The sequence below is a fragment of the Faecalibacterium gallinarum genome (assembly GCF_022180365.1).
GTDB lineage: Bacteria > Bacillota > Clostridia > Oscillospirales > Ruminococcaceae > Faecalibacterium > Faecalibacterium gallinarum.
Genome location: NZ_BQKV01000018.1, coordinates 26,098 through 42,531, shown reverse-complemented (window position 1 = coordinate 42,531; position 16,434 = coordinate 26,098). Strand labels below are relative to the sequence as shown.

21 protein-coding genes are annotated in these 16,434 nt (G+C 62.2%); all 21 read left to right on the top strand.

What is annotated here, in order from left to right; genetic code table 11:
• Positions 1-91 precede the first annotated feature (91 nt).
• The 21 genes from JCM17207_RS02040 (at position 92) to recN (ending at position 16,398) form a co-directional block, all read left to right on the top strand.
• On the top strand, positions 92-730 hold the full coding sequence (locus JCM17207_RS02040) for a sugar O-acetyltransferase (RefSeq protein ID WP_238316055.1): 639 nt from the start codon (positions 92-94) through the stop codon (positions 728-730).
• A gap of 179 nt (positions 731-909) precedes the next feature.
• The gene (locus tag JCM17207_RS02035; RefSeq protein ID WP_238315939.1) at positions 910-1,806 is read left to right on the top strand and encodes an AAA ATPase domain-containing protein; all 897 of its coding nucleotides are present in this window, start codon (positions 910-912) and stop codon (positions 1,804-1,806) included.
• A complete protein-coding gene (gene spoIIIAB / locus JCM17207_RS02030) occupies positions 1,803-2,276 on the top strand; it encodes a stage III sporulation protein SpoIIIAB (protein WP_238315938.1) in 474 nt (157 codons plus the stop codon). The genes JCM17207_RS02035 and spoIIIAB overlap by 4 nt, the downstream gene beginning before the upstream one ends.
• A 29-nt stretch (positions 2,277-2,305) precedes the next feature.
• Complete coding sequence (spoIIIAC, locus tag JCM17207_RS02025) at positions 2,306-2,500, top strand: stage III sporulation protein AC (RefSeq protein WP_238315937.1); 195 nt, start codon at positions 2,306-2,308, stop codon at positions 2,498-2,500.
• Entirely contained in the window at positions 2,497-2,880 is a 384-nt protein-coding gene (locus tag JCM17207_RS02020) for a SpoIIIAC/SpoIIIAD family protein (RefSeq protein WP_238315936.1), read from the top strand. Before spoIIIAC ends, JCM17207_RS02020 begins: the two co-directional genes overlap by 4 nt.
• Complete coding sequence (locus JCM17207_RS02015) at positions 2,862-3,971, top strand: stage III sporulation protein AE (RefSeq protein WP_238315935.1); 1,110 nt, start codon at positions 2,862-2,864, stop codon at positions 3,969-3,971. Before JCM17207_RS02020 ends, JCM17207_RS02015 begins: the two co-directional genes overlap by 19 nt.
• Before the next feature lie 2 nt (positions 3,972-3,973).
• Positions 3,974-4,450, top strand: a complete 477-nt coding sequence (locus JCM17207_RS02010; protein WP_238315934.1) for a hypothetical protein — start codon at positions 3,974-3,976, stop codon at positions 4,448-4,450.
• Positions 4,447-4,953 carry a SpoIIIAG-related protein gene (locus tag JCM17207_RS02005; RefSeq protein ID WP_238315933.1) on the top strand — a complete coding sequence of 169 codons (507 nt, stop codon included), beginning with the start codon at positions 4,447-4,449 and terminating at the stop codon, positions 4,951-4,953. Before JCM17207_RS02010 ends, JCM17207_RS02005 begins: the two co-directional genes overlap by 4 nt.
• Before the next feature lie 45 nt (positions 4,954-4,998).
• Positions 4,999-5,610: a SpoIIIAH-like family protein gene (locus JCM17207_RS02000; protein WP_238315932.1), complete on the top strand. Its 612-nt coding sequence runs from the start codon at positions 4,999-5,001 to the stop codon at positions 5,608-5,610.
• A 184-nt stretch (positions 5,611-5,794) separates the two neighbouring features.
• Positions 5,795-6,172, top strand: a complete 378-nt coding sequence (locus tag JCM17207_RS01995) for an Asp23/Gls24 family envelope stress response protein (RefSeq protein WP_309295400.1) — start codon at positions 5,795-5,797, stop codon at positions 6,170-6,172.
• Between the two features lie 89 nt (positions 6,173-6,261).
• On the top strand, positions 6,262-6,717 hold the full coding sequence (gene nusB / locus JCM17207_RS01990) for a transcription antitermination factor NusB (protein WP_238315930.1): 456 nt from the start codon (positions 6,262-6,264) through the stop codon (positions 6,715-6,717).
• Positions 6,714-7,655 (top strand): tRNA (adenosine(37)-N6)-threonylcarbamoyltransferase complex transferase subunit TsaD, encoded by a 942-nt coding sequence (locus tag JCM17207_RS01985; protein WP_238315929.1) that lies wholly within the window; start codon positions 6,714-6,716, stop codon positions 7,653-7,655. The genes nusB and JCM17207_RS01985 overlap by 4 nt, the downstream gene beginning before the upstream one ends.
• Entirely contained in the window at positions 7,640-8,854 is a 1,215-nt protein-coding gene (xseA, locus tag JCM17207_RS01980; protein ID WP_238315928.1) for an exodeoxyribonuclease VII large subunit, read from the top strand. The genes JCM17207_RS01985 and xseA overlap by 16 nt, the downstream gene beginning before the upstream one ends.
• Positions 8,841-9,077, top strand: a complete 237-nt coding sequence (xseB, locus tag JCM17207_RS01975) for an exodeoxyribonuclease VII small subunit (RefSeq protein WP_238315927.1) — start codon at positions 8,841-8,843, stop codon at positions 9,075-9,077. Before xseA ends, xseB begins: the two co-directional genes overlap by 14 nt.
• On the top strand, positions 9,077-9,958 hold the full coding sequence (locus JCM17207_RS01970) for a polyprenyl synthetase family protein (RefSeq protein ID WP_238316053.1): 882 nt from the start codon (positions 9,077-9,079) through the stop codon (positions 9,956-9,958). Before xseB ends, JCM17207_RS01970 begins: the two co-directional genes overlap by 1 nt.
• A gap of 43 nt (positions 9,959-10,001) precedes the next feature.
• Positions 10,002-10,481, top strand: a complete 480-nt coding sequence (locus JCM17207_RS01965) for a divergent PAP2 family protein (RefSeq protein ID WP_238316051.1) — start codon at positions 10,002-10,004, stop codon at positions 10,479-10,481.
• 42 nt (positions 10,482-10,523) lie between these two features.
• Positions 10,524-12,395 carry a 1-deoxy-D-xylulose-5-phosphate synthase gene (dxs, locus tag JCM17207_RS01960; protein ID WP_238315926.1) on the top strand — a complete coding sequence of 624 codons (1,872 nt, stop codon included), beginning with the start codon at positions 10,524-10,526 and terminating at the stop codon, positions 12,393-12,395.
• Positions 12,396-12,427: 32 nt separating this feature from the next.
• Positions 12,428-13,231: a TlyA family RNA methyltransferase gene (locus tag JCM17207_RS01955; RefSeq protein ID WP_238315925.1), complete on the top strand. Its 804-nt coding sequence runs from the start codon at positions 12,428-12,430 to the stop codon at positions 13,229-13,231.
• A 41-nt stretch (positions 13,232-13,272) separates the two neighbouring features.
• Complete coding sequence (locus JCM17207_RS01950; protein ID WP_238315924.1) at positions 13,273-14,130, top strand: NAD(+)/NADH kinase; 858 nt, start codon at positions 13,273-13,275, stop codon at positions 14,128-14,130.
• 42 nt (positions 14,131-14,172) lie between these two features.
• A complete protein-coding gene (locus JCM17207_RS01945; RefSeq protein WP_238315923.1) occupies positions 14,173-14,661 on the top strand; it encodes an arginine repressor in 489 nt (162 codons plus the stop codon).
• 45 nt (positions 14,662-14,706) lie between these two features.
• Positions 14,707-16,398 carry a DNA repair protein RecN gene (gene recN, locus JCM17207_RS01940; protein ID WP_238315922.1) on the top strand — a complete coding sequence of 564 codons (1,692 nt, stop codon included), beginning with the start codon at positions 14,707-14,709 and terminating at the stop codon, positions 16,396-16,398.
• Positions 16,399-16,434 lie beyond the last annotated feature (36 nt).

The window sequence follows — 16,434 nt, the reverse complement described above, 5'->3', positions numbered from 1 at the left end:
GGCAAATGTGCTATAATGAACGGTGTAAATTTCCCGGCAGCATGCCGGGGCCGGAAATCCAAACGCGACACAGGGAGGGCATTTGCCGATGATGACGATGAAAGAACGGCGGGACGCCGGTCTGGCCTATCAGTCCGATGCTTCCGTCATGGAGGAGCAGGCGGTGAGCCGGAGAATCCTTCAAAAACTCAACTTTATGGACCGCTCCGATTTCGAGGGGATCGCCGCGGTGGTGAAAGAGCTCCTGGGCAAATCGGAGGGGGCGTTCATCAATCCGCCTTTTTATTGCGATTACGGCAAGAACATTGAGGTGGGCAAAAACTTTTTCGCCAACTACAACTGCACCATCCTGGATGTAGCCAAGGTGAAGATCGGGGACAACTGCCAGATGGCCCCCAACGTGGCGATCTACACGGCGGGGCACCCCATCCACCCCGCCACCCGGAACTCCCAGTACGAGTACGGCAAACCGGTGACCATCGGGGATAACGTCTGGATTGGCGGGAACACCGTCCTCTGCCCCGGGGTCCGTGTGGGGAGCAATGTGGTCATCGGCGCGGGGAGCGTTGTGACCAAAGATCTCCCGGACTGGTGCATCGCGGCGGGGAACCCCTGCCGGGTGATCCGCAAGATCACCGACGCCGACAAGCGGAAACTCTTCCGGGACGAGGAGATCGACGACGAGGCCTGGGCCGATATCCAGCGGGGCTGGGCGGCGCAGGAAACCTGATTCGGCCTTTGCCGATCGCAGTTCAAAGGATAATTTTCACGGTTCCATGAGGACGCTGAGAGGCGTCCTCTTTTTTTGCGCCCGTTTGGCTGGGACAGGCGGTTCTAAACCGGGGCGGGGCGCATACACTACTAGCAAACCCGGCCCAGGCCGGGCGCTGTGGGAAAGGAGCGGGGAAGTTGGACGAGTATTATCAGGCGGTCCAATCGCTGCCGGACTGGCTGGCCGAGCCTCTGGGCCGGATGCCTCCGGCGGTAGCGGAACAGATCCATGAGCTGCGGCTGCGGGAGGGCTGTTCCCTGAGTTTTACCATCGGGGGGATGCCCTGCCCGGCGGCCCAGATTTCCGGCTGCCCTCATTTTCTAAGGAGCTGTGTTCTCACGCCCCCTCAGATGGAGGAGATTTTCTACTCTCTCTGCGGCGGGTCGGTCCACACTCACCAGGCCGAGCTGGCCCAAGGGTATCTGACCCTGCCGGGGGGCCACCGGGTGGGCGTGGGCGGCCAATATTTCGTCCACCCGCAACAGGGGGTGGTGGTGCAGACCGTCCGCTCCCTGAATCTGCGGGTCGCCCGGCGGAAAGCCGCCGCCCTGCCGCCCGAGCTCTGCCGGGCGCTGGAAGGTCACTTCATCGGGATGCTGCTGGTGGGGGAGCCGGACAGCGGCAAAACCACCCTTTTGCGGAGCGCCGCCGCCTTTCTGGCGGGCCAGGGCCGGACGGTTACCGTGGTGGACGAGCGGCAGGAGGTCTGGCCCGAGGGCGGCCCCGCCGGGGGCGAGGCGCTGGATGTGATCGCCGGCCTGCCCAAGGGCCGCGCCCTCCAGATGGCCCTGCGCACCCTCTCGCCCCATGTGATTCTGCTGGATGAGCTGGGCGGGATGGAAGAGGTGGAACAGCTGGAACAGGGCTTTTACGGCGGGGTGAACTTTGTGGCCAGCCTCCACGCCTCTACCCTGGAGGAGGCGGCCCATCGCCCTCAGGTGGAGCGGCTCACCCTTCGCCGGATGCTCCGGGTGCTGGTGCTGCTGGAAGGGCGGCAGAGCCCCGGCCGGGTCAAAGAGGTGCGCTGGATATGAGTTCTCTGCGTTTGGCGGCTGCCATTCTTCTGGCGGCGGGGGGGTGGTGCGCCGGTACGGCCCGCCGCCAGAAGCAGATCAACCGCTGCCGGATGCTGGAAGAGGTGATTGAACTGCTGGGTCGGCTGGAACAGGAGATCGGATACCGCCACGCCGACCTGGGCCGCCTGCTGGGGGCATTGCGGGCGGAAAATGCCGGTAAACCGATGGAAAAATATCTGCAAAGTATATCTACTTTGCAGCAAATAAAAGCCCCCGATCTGCTGGAACCGGAGCAAAAAGCCTGTTTTTTTGAATGTATGTCCGGCCTGGGCCGGGCCACCGCCGAGCAGGAGTGCGCCCGGCTTGCATACTACCGGAGCCGGTTCGAGAGTTTTTTGCAGCAGGCCCAAAAGCAGGCCGAATCTGCGGGCCTTGACCAGAAACTGGGACTGGCGGTGGGGGGAATGTTGGCACTCTTGGTGCTCTGAAGAAGAAGCGATCAAAGGAGATGACCGGATTGGAAATTGATCTCGTCTTTAAAATTGCAGCCATCGGCATCATTGTGGCGGTGCTCAACCAGCTGCTGATCCGTTCGGGCCGGGAGGATCAGGCCATGATGACGACCCTGGCGGGGCTGGTGGTGGTGCTCTCCATGCTGGTGCAGCAGATCAGCACCCTGTTTGTCACCATCAAGTCCCTCTTTGCGTTATGAACGAGCTTCTGCCGACGTTGGGCCTGGCGGTGCTGGCGGCCCTGGTCTATGGGCTTTTGAGCAAAGTTTCCCCTGCCTTTGGGCTTTTGTTCTCTCTGGCGGCGGGGGTGTTTGTTCTGGTCCGGCTGGTGCTGGTCCTTCAGGGGGTGGTGGAGGGCATCGCAGCCCTGGCGGGACAGGTGGACGGACAGGCTTTCGGGTGCCTTTTGCGCTGTGCGGGGATCCTGCTTTTGACCGACTACGCCCGCACCCTCTGCGACGAGGCGGGGGCCGAGTCCCTGGCCTGGTGTACAAGCCTTGCGGGCCGGGTGCTGATGCTGGCGGCCATCTGGCCGCTGCTGGAGGAGGTGTGCGGATTGATATGGGAGCTCACCGGTTAAAGGTCCTGCGCCGGGCCGCCCGCGTGTTGGCGGCGGGGGCGGTGTGCGCGGCGCTGGTGGTCTGGGCCCCGGCTGCCGCCGCTCAGGAGGCCGCGCCCAACCTGGACAACCTGCCCGGCCGGGAACAGTGGCAAAGCTATCTGGAGGAAAGCCCCGCCCAGCTGGAGGAGTTTGTACATAACCCTCTGGAAACCCTCCAGAGTTTCCTCCCGGAAGGCTTGGGCGGAGCGGTCCGGTCGGCGGCCCGGGACTATGCGCAGATTCTGTCCTTCCTTCTGGCGGTGATCCTTTTGTCCTTCTTTGTGGAGAACGGCAAAAACGGTCTGCTGGATCTGGCGGCCGCGGGGGGCTGCGGTCTGCTGGCCTGGGCACGGCTGGTGGAGCTGGCCGAAGAGGTATGCCAGCGGCTGGAGAGCTGGCGCACCTTTCTCTTGGGGTTTGTCCCGGTCTATTCCGGGGTTCTGACCCTGGGCGGGGAGCCCGCCGCCGCAGCCGCCGCCAATGGCTTGTTTCTTACGGGGCTCTGTCTCCTGGCCCAGCTGTTGAGCGTGGGGCTGCCCCCGCTGCTGCACAGTTACTTGGCCCTCAGCGTCTCCTGCTGCATCAGCGCCGAGCTGCCGCTGGCCTCGGCCTGCCGGGCGGCGGGCCAGCTGCTCCGCCGGATGCTGGGCTGGGCGGGCCGGGCCTTTGGGGCGGTGCTGGGGCTCCAGCGGGTCTTTACCGCCCGGCTGGACGATGTCTCGGTGCAGGCGGGGCGGCTCCTCACCGGCACGGTGCCGGTGATCGGCCAGAGCCTCAACGACGCGGCCCAGACGGTCTTGGCTGGCGTCCAGCTGCTCAAGGGCGGGCTGGGCTTTGCGGCCATGGCCATCCTGGCGGTGGAGTTTTTGCCCCTCTATCTGACCCTGATGCTTCATAGCCTGTTATTGGCCGGCTGCGGGCTGATCTGCCGGGCGGCAGGGGTGGGGCGGTGCGCCGCCCTGTTCGACTGTCTGCGGGAGGCGGTGCGGGGTCTGGCGGCGGCGACGGCTCTGTTTTTTGGGGTCGCGGTGGTGGGTACCGCGCTGATGCTCTCCATGGGAGGTGGGTAACAATGCAGCAAATCAAAACGGCGGTGGCGGTGTTCTGCATTGCCTGCATCAGCGCCGAGCTGGTGGCCCAGCTGGTGGGGGATACCCGGGGCAAACAATGCATAAAAGCCGCGGCGGGGTTATATATTCTAATAGCTATTTCCAATGCGCTGCCCCTGCTGCGGGCCCAAAGCCTGGACCTTGCCCTGCCCCAAAGCCGCCAGCAGGCGGATTTCGGCTCAGCCGAGGATTTGATTGTCCAGGAGGCCCAGCAGAAGCTGGAAACCCAGCTGGAAGCCCAGATTCTGGCCCAAACCGGCTGGCCGGCCTCTCTTCAGCTGACCCTGGCTCAAACCGGGCAGGGGGTGGAGGCGGTGGAGGCCCAGGTCTCCCTGCCGCCCGACTGCCCCGGGGATACCCGGGCCGAGATTGCGTCAGAGCTGTGCAGCCGTCTCGGGCTTGCATCGGTGGAGTTTGTGGCAGAGGAGGGCGGAGGATGAAACTGCAATGGAACACTCTGCTCGAGAAATGGAGGTCCCGCCCCGGCAGCGCAGGGGCCGCGGTGGTGCTGGGGGTTTTGGCCATGCTGCTCATCCTGTTGAGCGAGATCTGGCCCAGCGGCACAGGTGCCGCCGCCCCGGCCGAGGCCTCCGGGCAGGACGCCGCAGCCTACCAAACCCAGCTGGAACAGCGGCTGTCGGGGCTGATCGGTGAGATCGAGGGCGCGGGCCAGGCCACGGTGATGATTACATTGGAAAGCGGGGAGGAAACCATCTATGCACTGGATACACAATCGGGACAGACCCAGAGCCAGCAGACCCACGTCCTCTTGGAGGACGGCACCGCCCTGGAAGAGACGGTGTATTTCCCCGCGGTCTGCGGGGTGGCGGTGGTCTGCGACGGCGGGGGAGATGTGCGGGTGGCGGCCCGGATCACCGAGCTGATCTCGGCGCTGCTTGACGTGCCCGCCAACCGGATCTGCGTGGAGCAGCGCAGCCGGTGACCCCGGTTTTCGTGGATGGTTTGGATACTGAAGGAGGATACAGCGATGCGAAATGTCTCGAAGAATACCCGCCGTGCGACGGCGATCACCCTGGCGGCGGCCCTGGCCGTGGCCGTTTACCTGAACTGGCAGTACGCCCGGACGGATATCACCGCCGACCCCGACGCGGTGACGGCTGCCGCCTCGGCTGTGACCGTCTCCGGCGAGGTGACCGACGCCCTTTTGACCGAGGCCGAGGCCATGTCGGCCGCCAACAAAAATTATGGCGAGGCCCAGCTGGTGAGCGTGGCCAACGACACCGGCAGCCAGTTCTTCGACGAGGCCCGCCTCAAGCGGGAAAAAGCCCACGATGAAGCCCTGGATACCATCCAGAAAACTCTGAAAGGTACCGCCCTCAGCGAGGAGGAAAAAGCCCAGTATACCGCCCAGCTGACCGCGAGCCTTGAGGATATCAACGCCGAAAACGAGATCGAGACCCTGATCCGGGCCAAAGGCTTTGCCGATTGCCTCTGTTTTTTGCAGGAAAATCGCGCGGACCTGACGGTAATGACCTCGGGCCAGGCCCTCACGGCGGCCCAGGTGGCACAAATTCGGGATATTGTGCTGAGTAAAACCAATGTTACGGCCCAGAATATCACTGTGGTGGAAGTGAAATGAGAAGTAAAGTAAGGTGTTGTGAAAATACAAAAAGAATGTTATAATAGATCCAACGCAGACATTGCGTCCGGCCATTCTGCCCGCGGGGCAGGGGGCAGGCCCAGAGCCGTGCCCCGGGGCCGCAGGCGCGCTGCAACCGTAAAATTAAGGGCGGATGCCGCCCGATCGGATGGAGGACCGTAGAATGGATTTGCAGAATATGGACCTTATGGGCGGGAGCCTTCAGATCTCGACGGAAGTGATCGCCAAAATCGCGCGCTGTGCTGCCCTGGAGGTAGAGGGCGTGGCCGAGGTTTCCCACGGCAAGCAGGGCAAAACGGTCAAAGAGCTGCTTGAGATGGCCAGCATTCAGCCGCCGGTGACGGTGGAGATGCGGGACGGCACGGCCGAGATTACCCTGGAGCTGATTGTCCGGTATGGCACCCGGATCCCCACCATGGCCGAAAAGGTGCACCAGAGCGTCAAGTCTGCTGTGCAGAACATGACCAACGTCACGGTCAGCCGGGTCAATATTGTGATTGCCGGCCTCGAGACCGGCGAGCCCGCAGAGCCGGAAGAATAATCCCTGTATTTTAAAAATTATACAAAAAGAAAACATCCGTCTCTCTGCGGGCTGCCCGCAGGGAGATTTGATGTCGTGAGAGGAAAATTATGGAGAATCTATTGCCCCGCCGCCAGGCCAGAGAAAATGCGTTCCTGCTTGCTTTTTCGCAGACGTTCGGCGATGTGCCCCTGCATGAGGCGCTGGAAGCCAACCGCGAATGCGACGAGGAGCGCCCGGTGGACGATTTTGGCGCTCACCTGCTGCGCACCTACTACGAGCACTCGGCCGAGGTGGATGACCAGATCAGCGCTCATCTGCGCGGCTGGACCATTTCCCGCCTGCCCCGGGTGACGGTGACGGTGCTTCGGCTGGCCATCGCAGAGATGCTGTTCGGCGGCGAGAACAAGCCCGGCGTCGCCATCAACGAGGCCGTGGAGCTGACCAAGAAATACGGCGCGGAAGAGGACTACCAGTTTGTCAACGGCCTGCTGGGCAGCGTCGCGCGGGAGGCTGGCCTCGCAGAGGACGCCGGCGAATCGGAAATGGAGCCCGTACAGCTGTGAGTTATACACTGGGCATTGATACCAGCAACTACGCAACCTCTCTGGCAGTATTTGATACAGCCGGAGAGGTTGTTTGTGCAAAAAAGCGCTTTTTGCCGGTGAAAAACGGGCAGCTGGGCCTGCGGCAAAGCGATGCGCTGTTCCACCATACAGCGGCCCTGCCGGAAATGATGGCCGAGCTGGCCGCCGAGGCGGATCTCACCCAAATCGCGGCGGTGGGTGTTTCCCAGAAGCCCCGCCCCGTGGAGGGCAGTTATATGCCCTGCTTTCTGGCGGGGGTCAGCGCGGCCCAGGCGTTTGCCCTGGCGCGGGGGATTCCTCTGATCCACACCACCCATCAGCAGGGCCACGCGGCGGCAGCGCTGTTCGCCGCCCGGGGGGCGGAACTGTTCGGCCAGAAGGTGCTGTTGTTCCATGTTTCGGGCGGCACCACCGATCTTTTGCTCTGCGACCAGGTGCGCCAGATCGAGCTTCTGGGCACCAGCAGCGACCTTTACGCGGGCCAGGCCGTGGACCGGGTGGGGGTCAAACTGGGCTTTGCCTTCCCGGCGGGGGCCATGGTCTCGGAGCTGGCCGCCAGCTGCGACGAGCCCGTTAAACCGAAATCCAGCGTTAAGGGGATGGAGTGCAGCCTCTCCGGGCTGGAAAACCAGTGCAACGCCCTGCTGGCCCAGGGCAAAAGCCCCGCTTACGTTTGCAAATACTGCCTGCTCTGCATCGCCGATACTCTGGTCAAGATGACCAGAGCCGCCCAGGCCCTTTACCCGGGTCTGCCGGTGGTCTGCGCGGGCGGCGTTATGAGCAGCGTCATCATCCGGGATTGGGTGCAGCGCCGGCTGCCGGGGGTCATGTTTGTCCCCGCAGCCTATGCCAGCGACAACGCCATGGGGGTGTCGATTCTGGCGGCACGGGAGGCGGGCTTATGGCTGAACTCCTGACCGTTACCGCCCTCAATCGCTACGTCAAAGCCCGGCTGGACGGGGATGATTTTCTGTTCGATCTGGCCCTGCGGGGCGAGATCGCAAACTTCGTCCAGAACGCCCGCAGCGGCCACTGCTATTTCTCTTTGCGGGACGAGCAGTCCAGCGTCAAAGCGGTGATGTTCCGCTCGGACGCCCGGCGGCTGGCGTTCCGCCCCGAAGAGGGGATGCGGGTGGTGGTGCGCTGCCGCGCTACCCTGTATGAGCGGGACGGCGCGTTCCAGATCTACGTAAACGATATGTTCCCGGACGGCATCGGCGCGGCCCAGCTGGCGTTTGAACAGCTCAAGGCCCGTCTGGAGGCGGAGGGGCTGTTCGACCCCGCCCACAAAAAGCCGCTGCCGGCCTACCCCCAGTGCATTGGCCTTGTCACCAGCCGCACCGGCGCCGCTTTGCAGGACATCCGCAATGTGATCGGTCGGCGGTGGCCCCTGGCCCGGCTGCTGCTCTGCCCGGTGAATGTCCAGGGCTTTGAGGCCGCCGGGGAAATCGCCGCCGCCATCCGCCGGCTGGACCAGACCGGAAAAGCGGACGTGATTCTGGTGGCCCGGGGCGGCGGCAGCCGGGAAGACCTGTGGGTCTTTAACGCCGAGGTGATCGCCCGGGCGGCTTACCGCTGCAAAACGCCCCTCATCAGCGCCATCGGCCACGAGATCGATTATACCCTTCTGGACTTTGTGGCGGATCTGCGGGCGCCCACCCCATCGGCGGCGGCTGAGCTGGCGGTCCCGGACCGGGCGGCGCTCCGCCGTTCGGTGGACGAAATTTATCAAAATATTTATGAAATTATGCAAAAGTGTCGGGAAGTATGCTATAATAAATGCAACACCTGTTCTGTTTTGCTGGAACAGGGCATTTCCCGCCGTATTTTGGAGCAGGGACGTGCCCGTTTGGCGGCTGTCCAGGCCCGTCTGCCCGCCGATGCACGGGCTGCTTTGCGGGAAAGCGGGCGCCGTCTGGGCCATGCGGCTGCCCTGGCCGATTCCCTGAGCCCTTATCAGGTGCTGGCCCGGGGCTATGCGATCCTGCAGGGGGAGGACGGCGCCGTGCGCTCGGTGGATCAGCTGACCCCGGGCGAGACCGTTACCCTGCGGGGAGCACGCCACAAAGCTGCCTGCGTGATTACGTCAGTGGAGGAAACAAATGAAGGCGCCTAAAACCTTTGAGGAAGGCATGACCCGCCTGGAGGAGATTCTGGCCCGGATGCAGAGCGAGGAAACCTCGCTGGCGGATTCGGTCAAACTCTATGCCGAGGCGGCCAAACTGGTGGAGTACTGCCGTACAGCCCTGGATAAAGCTGCGCTGCAGATGGACGAGATCGACCTGCAGCTGAGCGCTGCCGGCCGCGAGCCGGAACAGCCGGAGGAGACAGAAGCATGATGGATTATCACCAGCAGTACGAAGAATACCTCGGGCGGGCCCGGCAGGCGCTGGAACGTGCCTGCGAGCGCTATTTGCCCGAGGAGTCGGAGGTCTGCCGTGCAGCGCGGTATAGCCTGCTGGGCGGCGGCAAGCGGATCCGGGCGGTTCTGGTCCTCAGCGTCTGCGAGATGCTGGGGGGCGATGGAGCCGCGGCAGAGGCTTTTGCTGCGGCGGTGGAGATGCTCCACTGTTATTCCCTGATTCATGACGATCTGCCCTGTATGGACGACGACGATCTGCGCCGGGGTCGGCCGTCCTGCCACAAAGCGTTCGGCGAGGCTACGGCTCTTTTGGCGGGGGATGTTCTCCTGACCGAAGCCTTTGAAGCGGTGGCCAACGCTCCCGCCGATCCGCTTGTCCGTGTGCGGGCGGCCCAGGCTTTGGGCCTCGGGGCCGGCAGCCGGGGGATGGTCTACGGCCAGGAACTGGATCTGAAATACGAGGCGCTCCACCCCACGGAAGAGCAGCTGCGGCTGATCCACCGGAACAAGACCGGTGCGCTCATCAACGCAGCCGTTCAGATGGGGGCCGCAGCCGCCTGCGCAACCCCTGACCAATGCCGCACCCTTGAGCAGTTCGCCTATGGCCTGGGGCTGGTGTTCCAGATCGTGGACGACGTACTGGATGTGACCGGGGATGCCGCCCAGCTGGGCAAACCGGTGGGCAGCGATGCCGAGAACGAAAAAACGACGTTTGTAACCCTCTGTGGGGTAGAGCCGGCCATGGCCCTGGCCCGGCAGATCAACGAGGACTGCTGTTCTGCGCTGAAAGCTGCTTTTGGCCCGCGGTCTGCCTTTTTGGTGGAGATGGCCGGTGCTCTGCTGGAGCGCCGCAGCTGATTCCGGGTTACATGGATGACAGAAAAGATAAGGTGATGAAATGATGGAACTGCTGCGGCAGATACTCTCTTGGAACGAAATCCTGACAGTTTCCCTTTTGGGCTGGTTTACCGCTCAGGTACTCAAGACAATTACCAACGCGATCCTGATGCGGAAATTTCAGCTCGAGCGGATGTGGGGGGACGGCGGTATGCCCAGCGCCCACAGCGCAACGGTTTGCGCCATGGTGGTGGCCACGGGCCGCACCGTCGGGGTGCATTCCGCCGTCTTTGCGATCGCGTGTGTGATTGCCATTATCACCATGCACGATGCCATGGGCGTGCGCCACGAAACCGGTGAACAGGCCAAAGTACTGAACAATATGATCGAGATGTGGATCGAGTTCAGCGAAAAGAACGCGCCTTTCCTGCGCAATATGCACCTGAAAGAGATGGTGGGCCATACGCCGCTGCAGGTGGTGGCTGGCATCTGCGTTGGGGTGGTGGTTGGATTTCTGTACCCGATCAGCACCACCTTTGTGTAAGGCTGTCCTGTGCCGAAAGAATATCTGGATGGGGGAGATCGTATGAGAACACCGCTGCTGGACCGTATCGCCCAGCCGGAGGATTTAAAAAATCTAAGTGATCGGCAGGTGATCCAGCTCTGCACCGAGATCCGGGGATTCCTCATCGAAGCGGTTGCCCATACCGGGGGCCATCTGGCCTCTAACCTGGGTATGGTGGAGCTGACGGTGGCGCTGCACCGGGTGCTGAAAACGCCCCAGGATAAGATCGTGTTTGACGTAGGGCATCAGTGCTATACCCATAAACTGCTCACCGGCCGGAAAGCGGGGTTCGCGGGTCTGCGCCAGCTGAACGGGATTTCCGGCTTTCCCAACCCGCGGGAAAGCGAGCATGACGCTTTTATCGCGGGCCACGGCAATACGGCCCTTTCTCTGGCGATCGGGATGGCCCGCGCCAAAAAGCTGAAAGGGGAGCCGGGCCAGGTGGTGGCGGTCATTGGCGACGGCGCATTTACCGGCGGCATGGTTTACGAGGGGATGAACAACATTGGTTCCCTCAATAACCTGATTGTCATCCTGAACGACAATAAGATGTCCATCTCCAAAAATGTGGGCACTCTGGCCCGGTATCTGACCCGCCTGCGCACCAACCCCAAATACCTCCAGGTCATCTCCAATGTGAGCGATACCCTAAAGGCGATCCCCGCCGTAGGGCCTCCTCTGCGCCAGGCGCTGAGCTCCAGCAAAGCGCTGGTCCGACGGGCGATGTACCATTCTACCATGTTTGAGGATATGGGGTTCCAGTACATTGGCCCGGTGGATGGCCACAAAGTGTTGGAACTGGAGCAGACTTTGAAGAACATCCGGATTCGTTCGGGTCCGCTTTTCCTCCATGTGGTCACCACCAAGGGCAAGGGCTACCAGCCCGCCGAGCGCAACCCCGGCGGATTTCACGGCGTGTCGGCCTTCGATCCCACCGGGATACTGGACCCCGAGATGGCACCGCACGAGTCCTTCTCCACGGTATTCGGCAGAGCGCTGGCAGAAGCCGGAAAGAAAAACCCCCGGATCTGTGCCATCACGGCGGCCATGAAGTACGGCACCGGCCTGCAATTTTTCCAGCACCAATGCCCCAACCGCTTCTTTGATGTGGGCATGGCGGAACAGCACGCCGTCACCTTTGCGGCGGGCCTGGCCAGCGAGGGGATGCTGCCGGTGGTGACCATCTATTCCACCTTCCTGCAGCGGTCCTACGACCAGATCATCCACGATGTGTCGCTGCTGGGGGAGAATGTGGTTTTTGCTATCGACCGTGCCGGGCTGGTGCCCGCCGACGGCGAGACGCACCAGGGCATCTATGACCCGGCGTTCCTCAGCCAAATCGGGATCCCGGTCTATTCGCCTTCCAACTACGCCGAGCTCCGCTACTGGCTGGACCAGCTGCTGAATTCCAAGATGGAGGGCCCCCGGGCCATTCGTTACCCCCGGGGCGGCGAAAGCAAAGCCCTGGCCAAGTACGGCTGTACGGGCCGGGACTTTGACCGGTTGGTTTCCGTCCCCGGTGCAAAGGCTGTGATGGTCAGCTATGCCGATGAGGTGGAGGATATGCTCGCCGCCTGCGGGATTCTGGCGGAGCAAAACCTCCCCTGTGACGGCTTCAAGCTTGTAAAGCTGTATCCCTTTACAGACGATTTCTTGGAAAAAATCTCGCAGTATGACGTTGTTTTGCTGGCGGAAGAGTGTGTGGCCCGGGGCGGCATTGGCGAACATCTGTCCTTTGCCCTCAGCCAGCGGGGCTGGAAGGGCCAGTTTATCCACTGTGGGGTAGACAATACCAAATTGACCCATTCCACTGTGCCGGAAATGAAAGAGATTCTGGGCCTTGCTCCCGAACAGCTGGCCCAGGCGGTGCGTGACGCACTGGAACGGCTGTAAAGGCAGCCGGATACGGGAAAGGAGAAACCGTTTTGAAAATTCGATTGGATCAATATCTGGTGCAGCATGGGCTGATCCAGAGTCGGGAGCGGGCCAAAGCCATGATCATGTCGGGCGTTGTGTTTGTGAACGAGCAGAAGGTGGACAAAGCCGGCGAGATGATCAAAGAGGACGCCAAGGTGGAAGTGCGCGGCCATGACATTGGCTATGTCAGCCGGGGCGGCCTCAAGCTGGAAAAGGCGATGCAGGTGTTCCCCCTGACGCCGGCCGGCAAGGTGTGCATGGATATCGGCGCCTCCACCGGCGGGTTTACCGACTGCATGCTCCAGAACGGAGCCGTCAAGGTTTACGCCGTGGATGTGGGATATGGGCAGCTGGCCTGGAGCCTCCGGACGGATGAGCGGGTGGTGAACATGGAGCGGACCAACATCCGCAACGTCACCCCGGATATGCTGGCCGAACCCATTGAGTTCTTCAGCGTGGATGTCTCCTTTATTTCGCTGCACCACATCTTCCCGGTGGCACAGCAGATTACCACCGAGACTGCGGCGGGCGTCTGCCTGGTCAAACCGCAGTTTGAGGCCGGGCGGGAAAAGGTCGGCAAAAACGGTGTGGTGCGGGACCCCGCCACCCATCGGGAGGTGCTGCACAATGCCATGGGCTATGCGGCCGCCAACGGCTTCACCGTCCGGGGCCTGGATTTCAGCCCCGTCAAAGGCCCGGAGGGCAATATCGAATACCTGATGTTTGTGGAAAAAAGCGATGCGCCCCGCGTGCTGGGGGACGACCAGGTGGATCAGGTGGTGGCGGCCAGCCACTCCACCCTGGACCGCTGAGAAGCGAATGGAAAGGGTAGAGGGGAGGTGTTGCCGGATCTATGGCCATCACTGTTTACATTGCGCCCAACCCGGGCAAATCCTCTGCGGGGGAGGTTGCTCTGCGGGCGGCGCAGATTCTGCTGACCCATGGCGCCGGGGTCCTGATGCAGGAGACGCTCCGGTCCAGCTGCAATATTGCGGGAGTACAGTATCTGCCGCTGGAGAAATGTCTTGAACAAACCGATGTGATTCTGACCATTGGCGGGGACGGAACCATTCTCCACGAGGCAAACCTCTCCCTCAAATATCGTAAACCCATTCTGGGGATCAACCTGGGGCGCTGTGGTTTTCTGGCCACCTGTGAGATCGGCGAGATGGAAACTAAGCTCAGCGCGGTGGCCCGGGGGGATTTTGATCTGGACAGCCGGATGCTGCTCTATGCCCGGGTGCTGGGGGACGACGGCTGGGAGGGCCACGCCCTCAACGATGTGGTTGTCACCAAAGGCCGGCTGCAACAGGCCATTGATTTCAGCATCTACTGCGACGATATTTTGGTAGAGCATTTCCGGGGAGATGGGGTGATTGTGGCAACCCCCACCGGCTCCACAGCCTACTCGCTGGCAGCGGGGGGGCCGATCCTGGATTCTCAGACCAAAGGCATTGTGGTGACACCCATCTGCCCGCATAGTCTGGCCACCCCTGCCATGGTGTTTGCCCAGGAGCGCAGGCTGGGGGTCTGTGTGGGCCAGGTGGCGGACGATGAAGTTTTCATCAGCTGTGACGGCGCGGCGGGTTATCCGCTGCGGGCCGGAGCCACCGCACAGATCCGATTGTCTGACCAGATTGTTCAACTGATTACCTTCAGCCAGGCCGACCAGTTCCAGGCGATCGACAAGAAGCTGCGCAGCCGTAGATAACCGCGGCGCATACAAATATGAAAAAGCAGGGGGGCGATTCGAATGAGTCGTAAAATACAGGACGGAGCAAAAACCCGAAACGAACGGATGCAGGCCATTCTCCGGCTGATCCGGGAGCATCCCATCAGCCGCCAGGAGGAGCTGCAAGCCTACCTTTTGCAGGAGGGCTTTGAGGTGACCCAGGCCACCATCTCGCGGGATATTCGTGAGCTGTGCCTGGTCAAGGCCGCCACGGAGGAAGGCTACCGCTATGTGTCCAGCCACAACGAGGGCTATGACCCCAAGGCACAGGGCCGGTTTGAGACCATCTTCCGTGAGTCGGTGCTGAAGGTGGATTTTGCCGGGCATATTGTGTTAGTCAAGTGCTATCCCGGCATGGCCAACGCCGCCTGCCAGGTGTTCGACTCGCTCCAGTGGAAGAACGTGGTGGGCAGCCTGTCGGGAGACGACACGTTCCTGATCGTTGTTCGCTCGGAGCGGGACGCCAAGACCATCTGCACCGAGTTGGCCCATCACATTGGGCAGAAATAAGGGCGCTCTGCGCCCATTTTTCTTGTTGGGAGGAAATTGTTTGAGATGCTGACCAGCCTGCAAATCGAAAATGTGGCCGTGATCCAGAAGGCCGAGGTGCACTTTGAAAAAGGGCTGAACGTCCTGACGGGCGAGACAGGTGCGGGCAAATCCATCCTGATCGACTCCATCAACGCGATTTTGGGCAGCCGGACCTCCCGGGACCTGGTGCGCACCGGCGCATCCAAAGCGGTGATTCGGGCCGCCTTTGACGGCATCCCCGCCGCGGTCCAGGACCGGCTGGAACAAGCCGGTTATGAGCGGAGCGATGCGCTGCTGCTGACCCGGGAGATCTCGGCGGAGGGCAAGAGCAGCTGCCGGATCAACGGGATGCCCGCCAACGCCTCGGTATTGCGGGAGATCTGCGGCGGGCTGATCAACATCAACGGCCAGCACGATTCGGTGGGGCTGTTAAACCCGGCCAACCATCAGGAGCTGTTGGATGCCTACGCCCAAAACGAGAAAGCCTATCAGGACTATCGCACCGTCTATCGGGAGCTGGTCCGGGTCAAACGTGCGATGGATGCCCTCATCACCGACGAGGACGAAAAACAGCGGAAGATTGAGCTTCTGAGCTACCAGGCCGATGAGATTGACGCGGCCGCCCTGACCCCTGGCGAGGAGGAGACGCTGACCGCCCGCCGCAAGGTGCTGGCCAACGCCTCCGCCATCCGGGAGCGGATTGCCCAGGCCTATGGGGCCCTCTCCGGGGGGGATGAATCCCTGGGCGGGGTGGACCTTTTGGGCGAAGCCTCCAACGCCGTGGACGCGGCCGCCCAGCTGGATGAAAGTCTGGCCGGCCCGGCGGGCCAGCTGATGGATCTTTATTATATGGCCAAGGATCTCTCGGCGGAGCTGGTGGGCCGGCTGGAAAATTACGAGAGCAACGACGAGGCCCTGGACGAGATCGAGCAGCGGCTGGACCTGATCTATAAACTCAAACGCAAATACGGCGGAACGGTGGAGGATATCCTGGCCTTTGGCGAGAAAGCCCGGGCCGAGCTGGAGCGGATCCAGTCCTCCCAGGAAGAGCAGGAGCAGCTCCAGGCGGAGAAACTGCGGCTCTATCATCTGGCCCGGGAGCGGGCCGAGGTTCTGACCCAGACCCGCCTCAAGGCGTTTGAGGAGCTCAACCGCCGAATTTCGGATACCCTTGATTTTCTGAATATGCCGGGGGTGCGGATGTCCCTCCACCACACCCGGGGGCCGCTGGCCGGTCACGGACAGGACACCATCGAGTTTTTCATCTCCACCAACCCCGGCGAAGCCCCCAAACCCCTGGCCAAGATTGCCTCCGGCGGTGAGCTGAGCCGGATTACCCTGGCGGTCAAGAACGCCCTGGCCGACCGGGATGCTGTGCCCACCGTCATCTACGACGAGATCGACAGCGGCGTCTCCGGCAAGGCGGCGGGCAAGATCGGGGCAGTGCTGCGGCAGAGCGCCGCCAGCCATCAGATCCTCTGCATTACCCATACCGCCCAGATTGCGGCCCTGGCCGACTGTCACCTGATGATCCAGAAAAACGTCACAGGGGACCGCACCTATACCGAGGTTTACCCGCTGGACCAGGAGGGCCGGGTGGATGCGCTGGCCCATTTGATTTCGGGGGATCGGGTTACCGAGCTGGCCCTGGCCAACGCCCGGGAGATGTTGGGCCTGGCCGCCGCCCAAAAAGAGCAGGGGAGTTTTCCCGCTTGACAATCGTCTTTTTTGTGTCTATAATAAGCTAAGCGC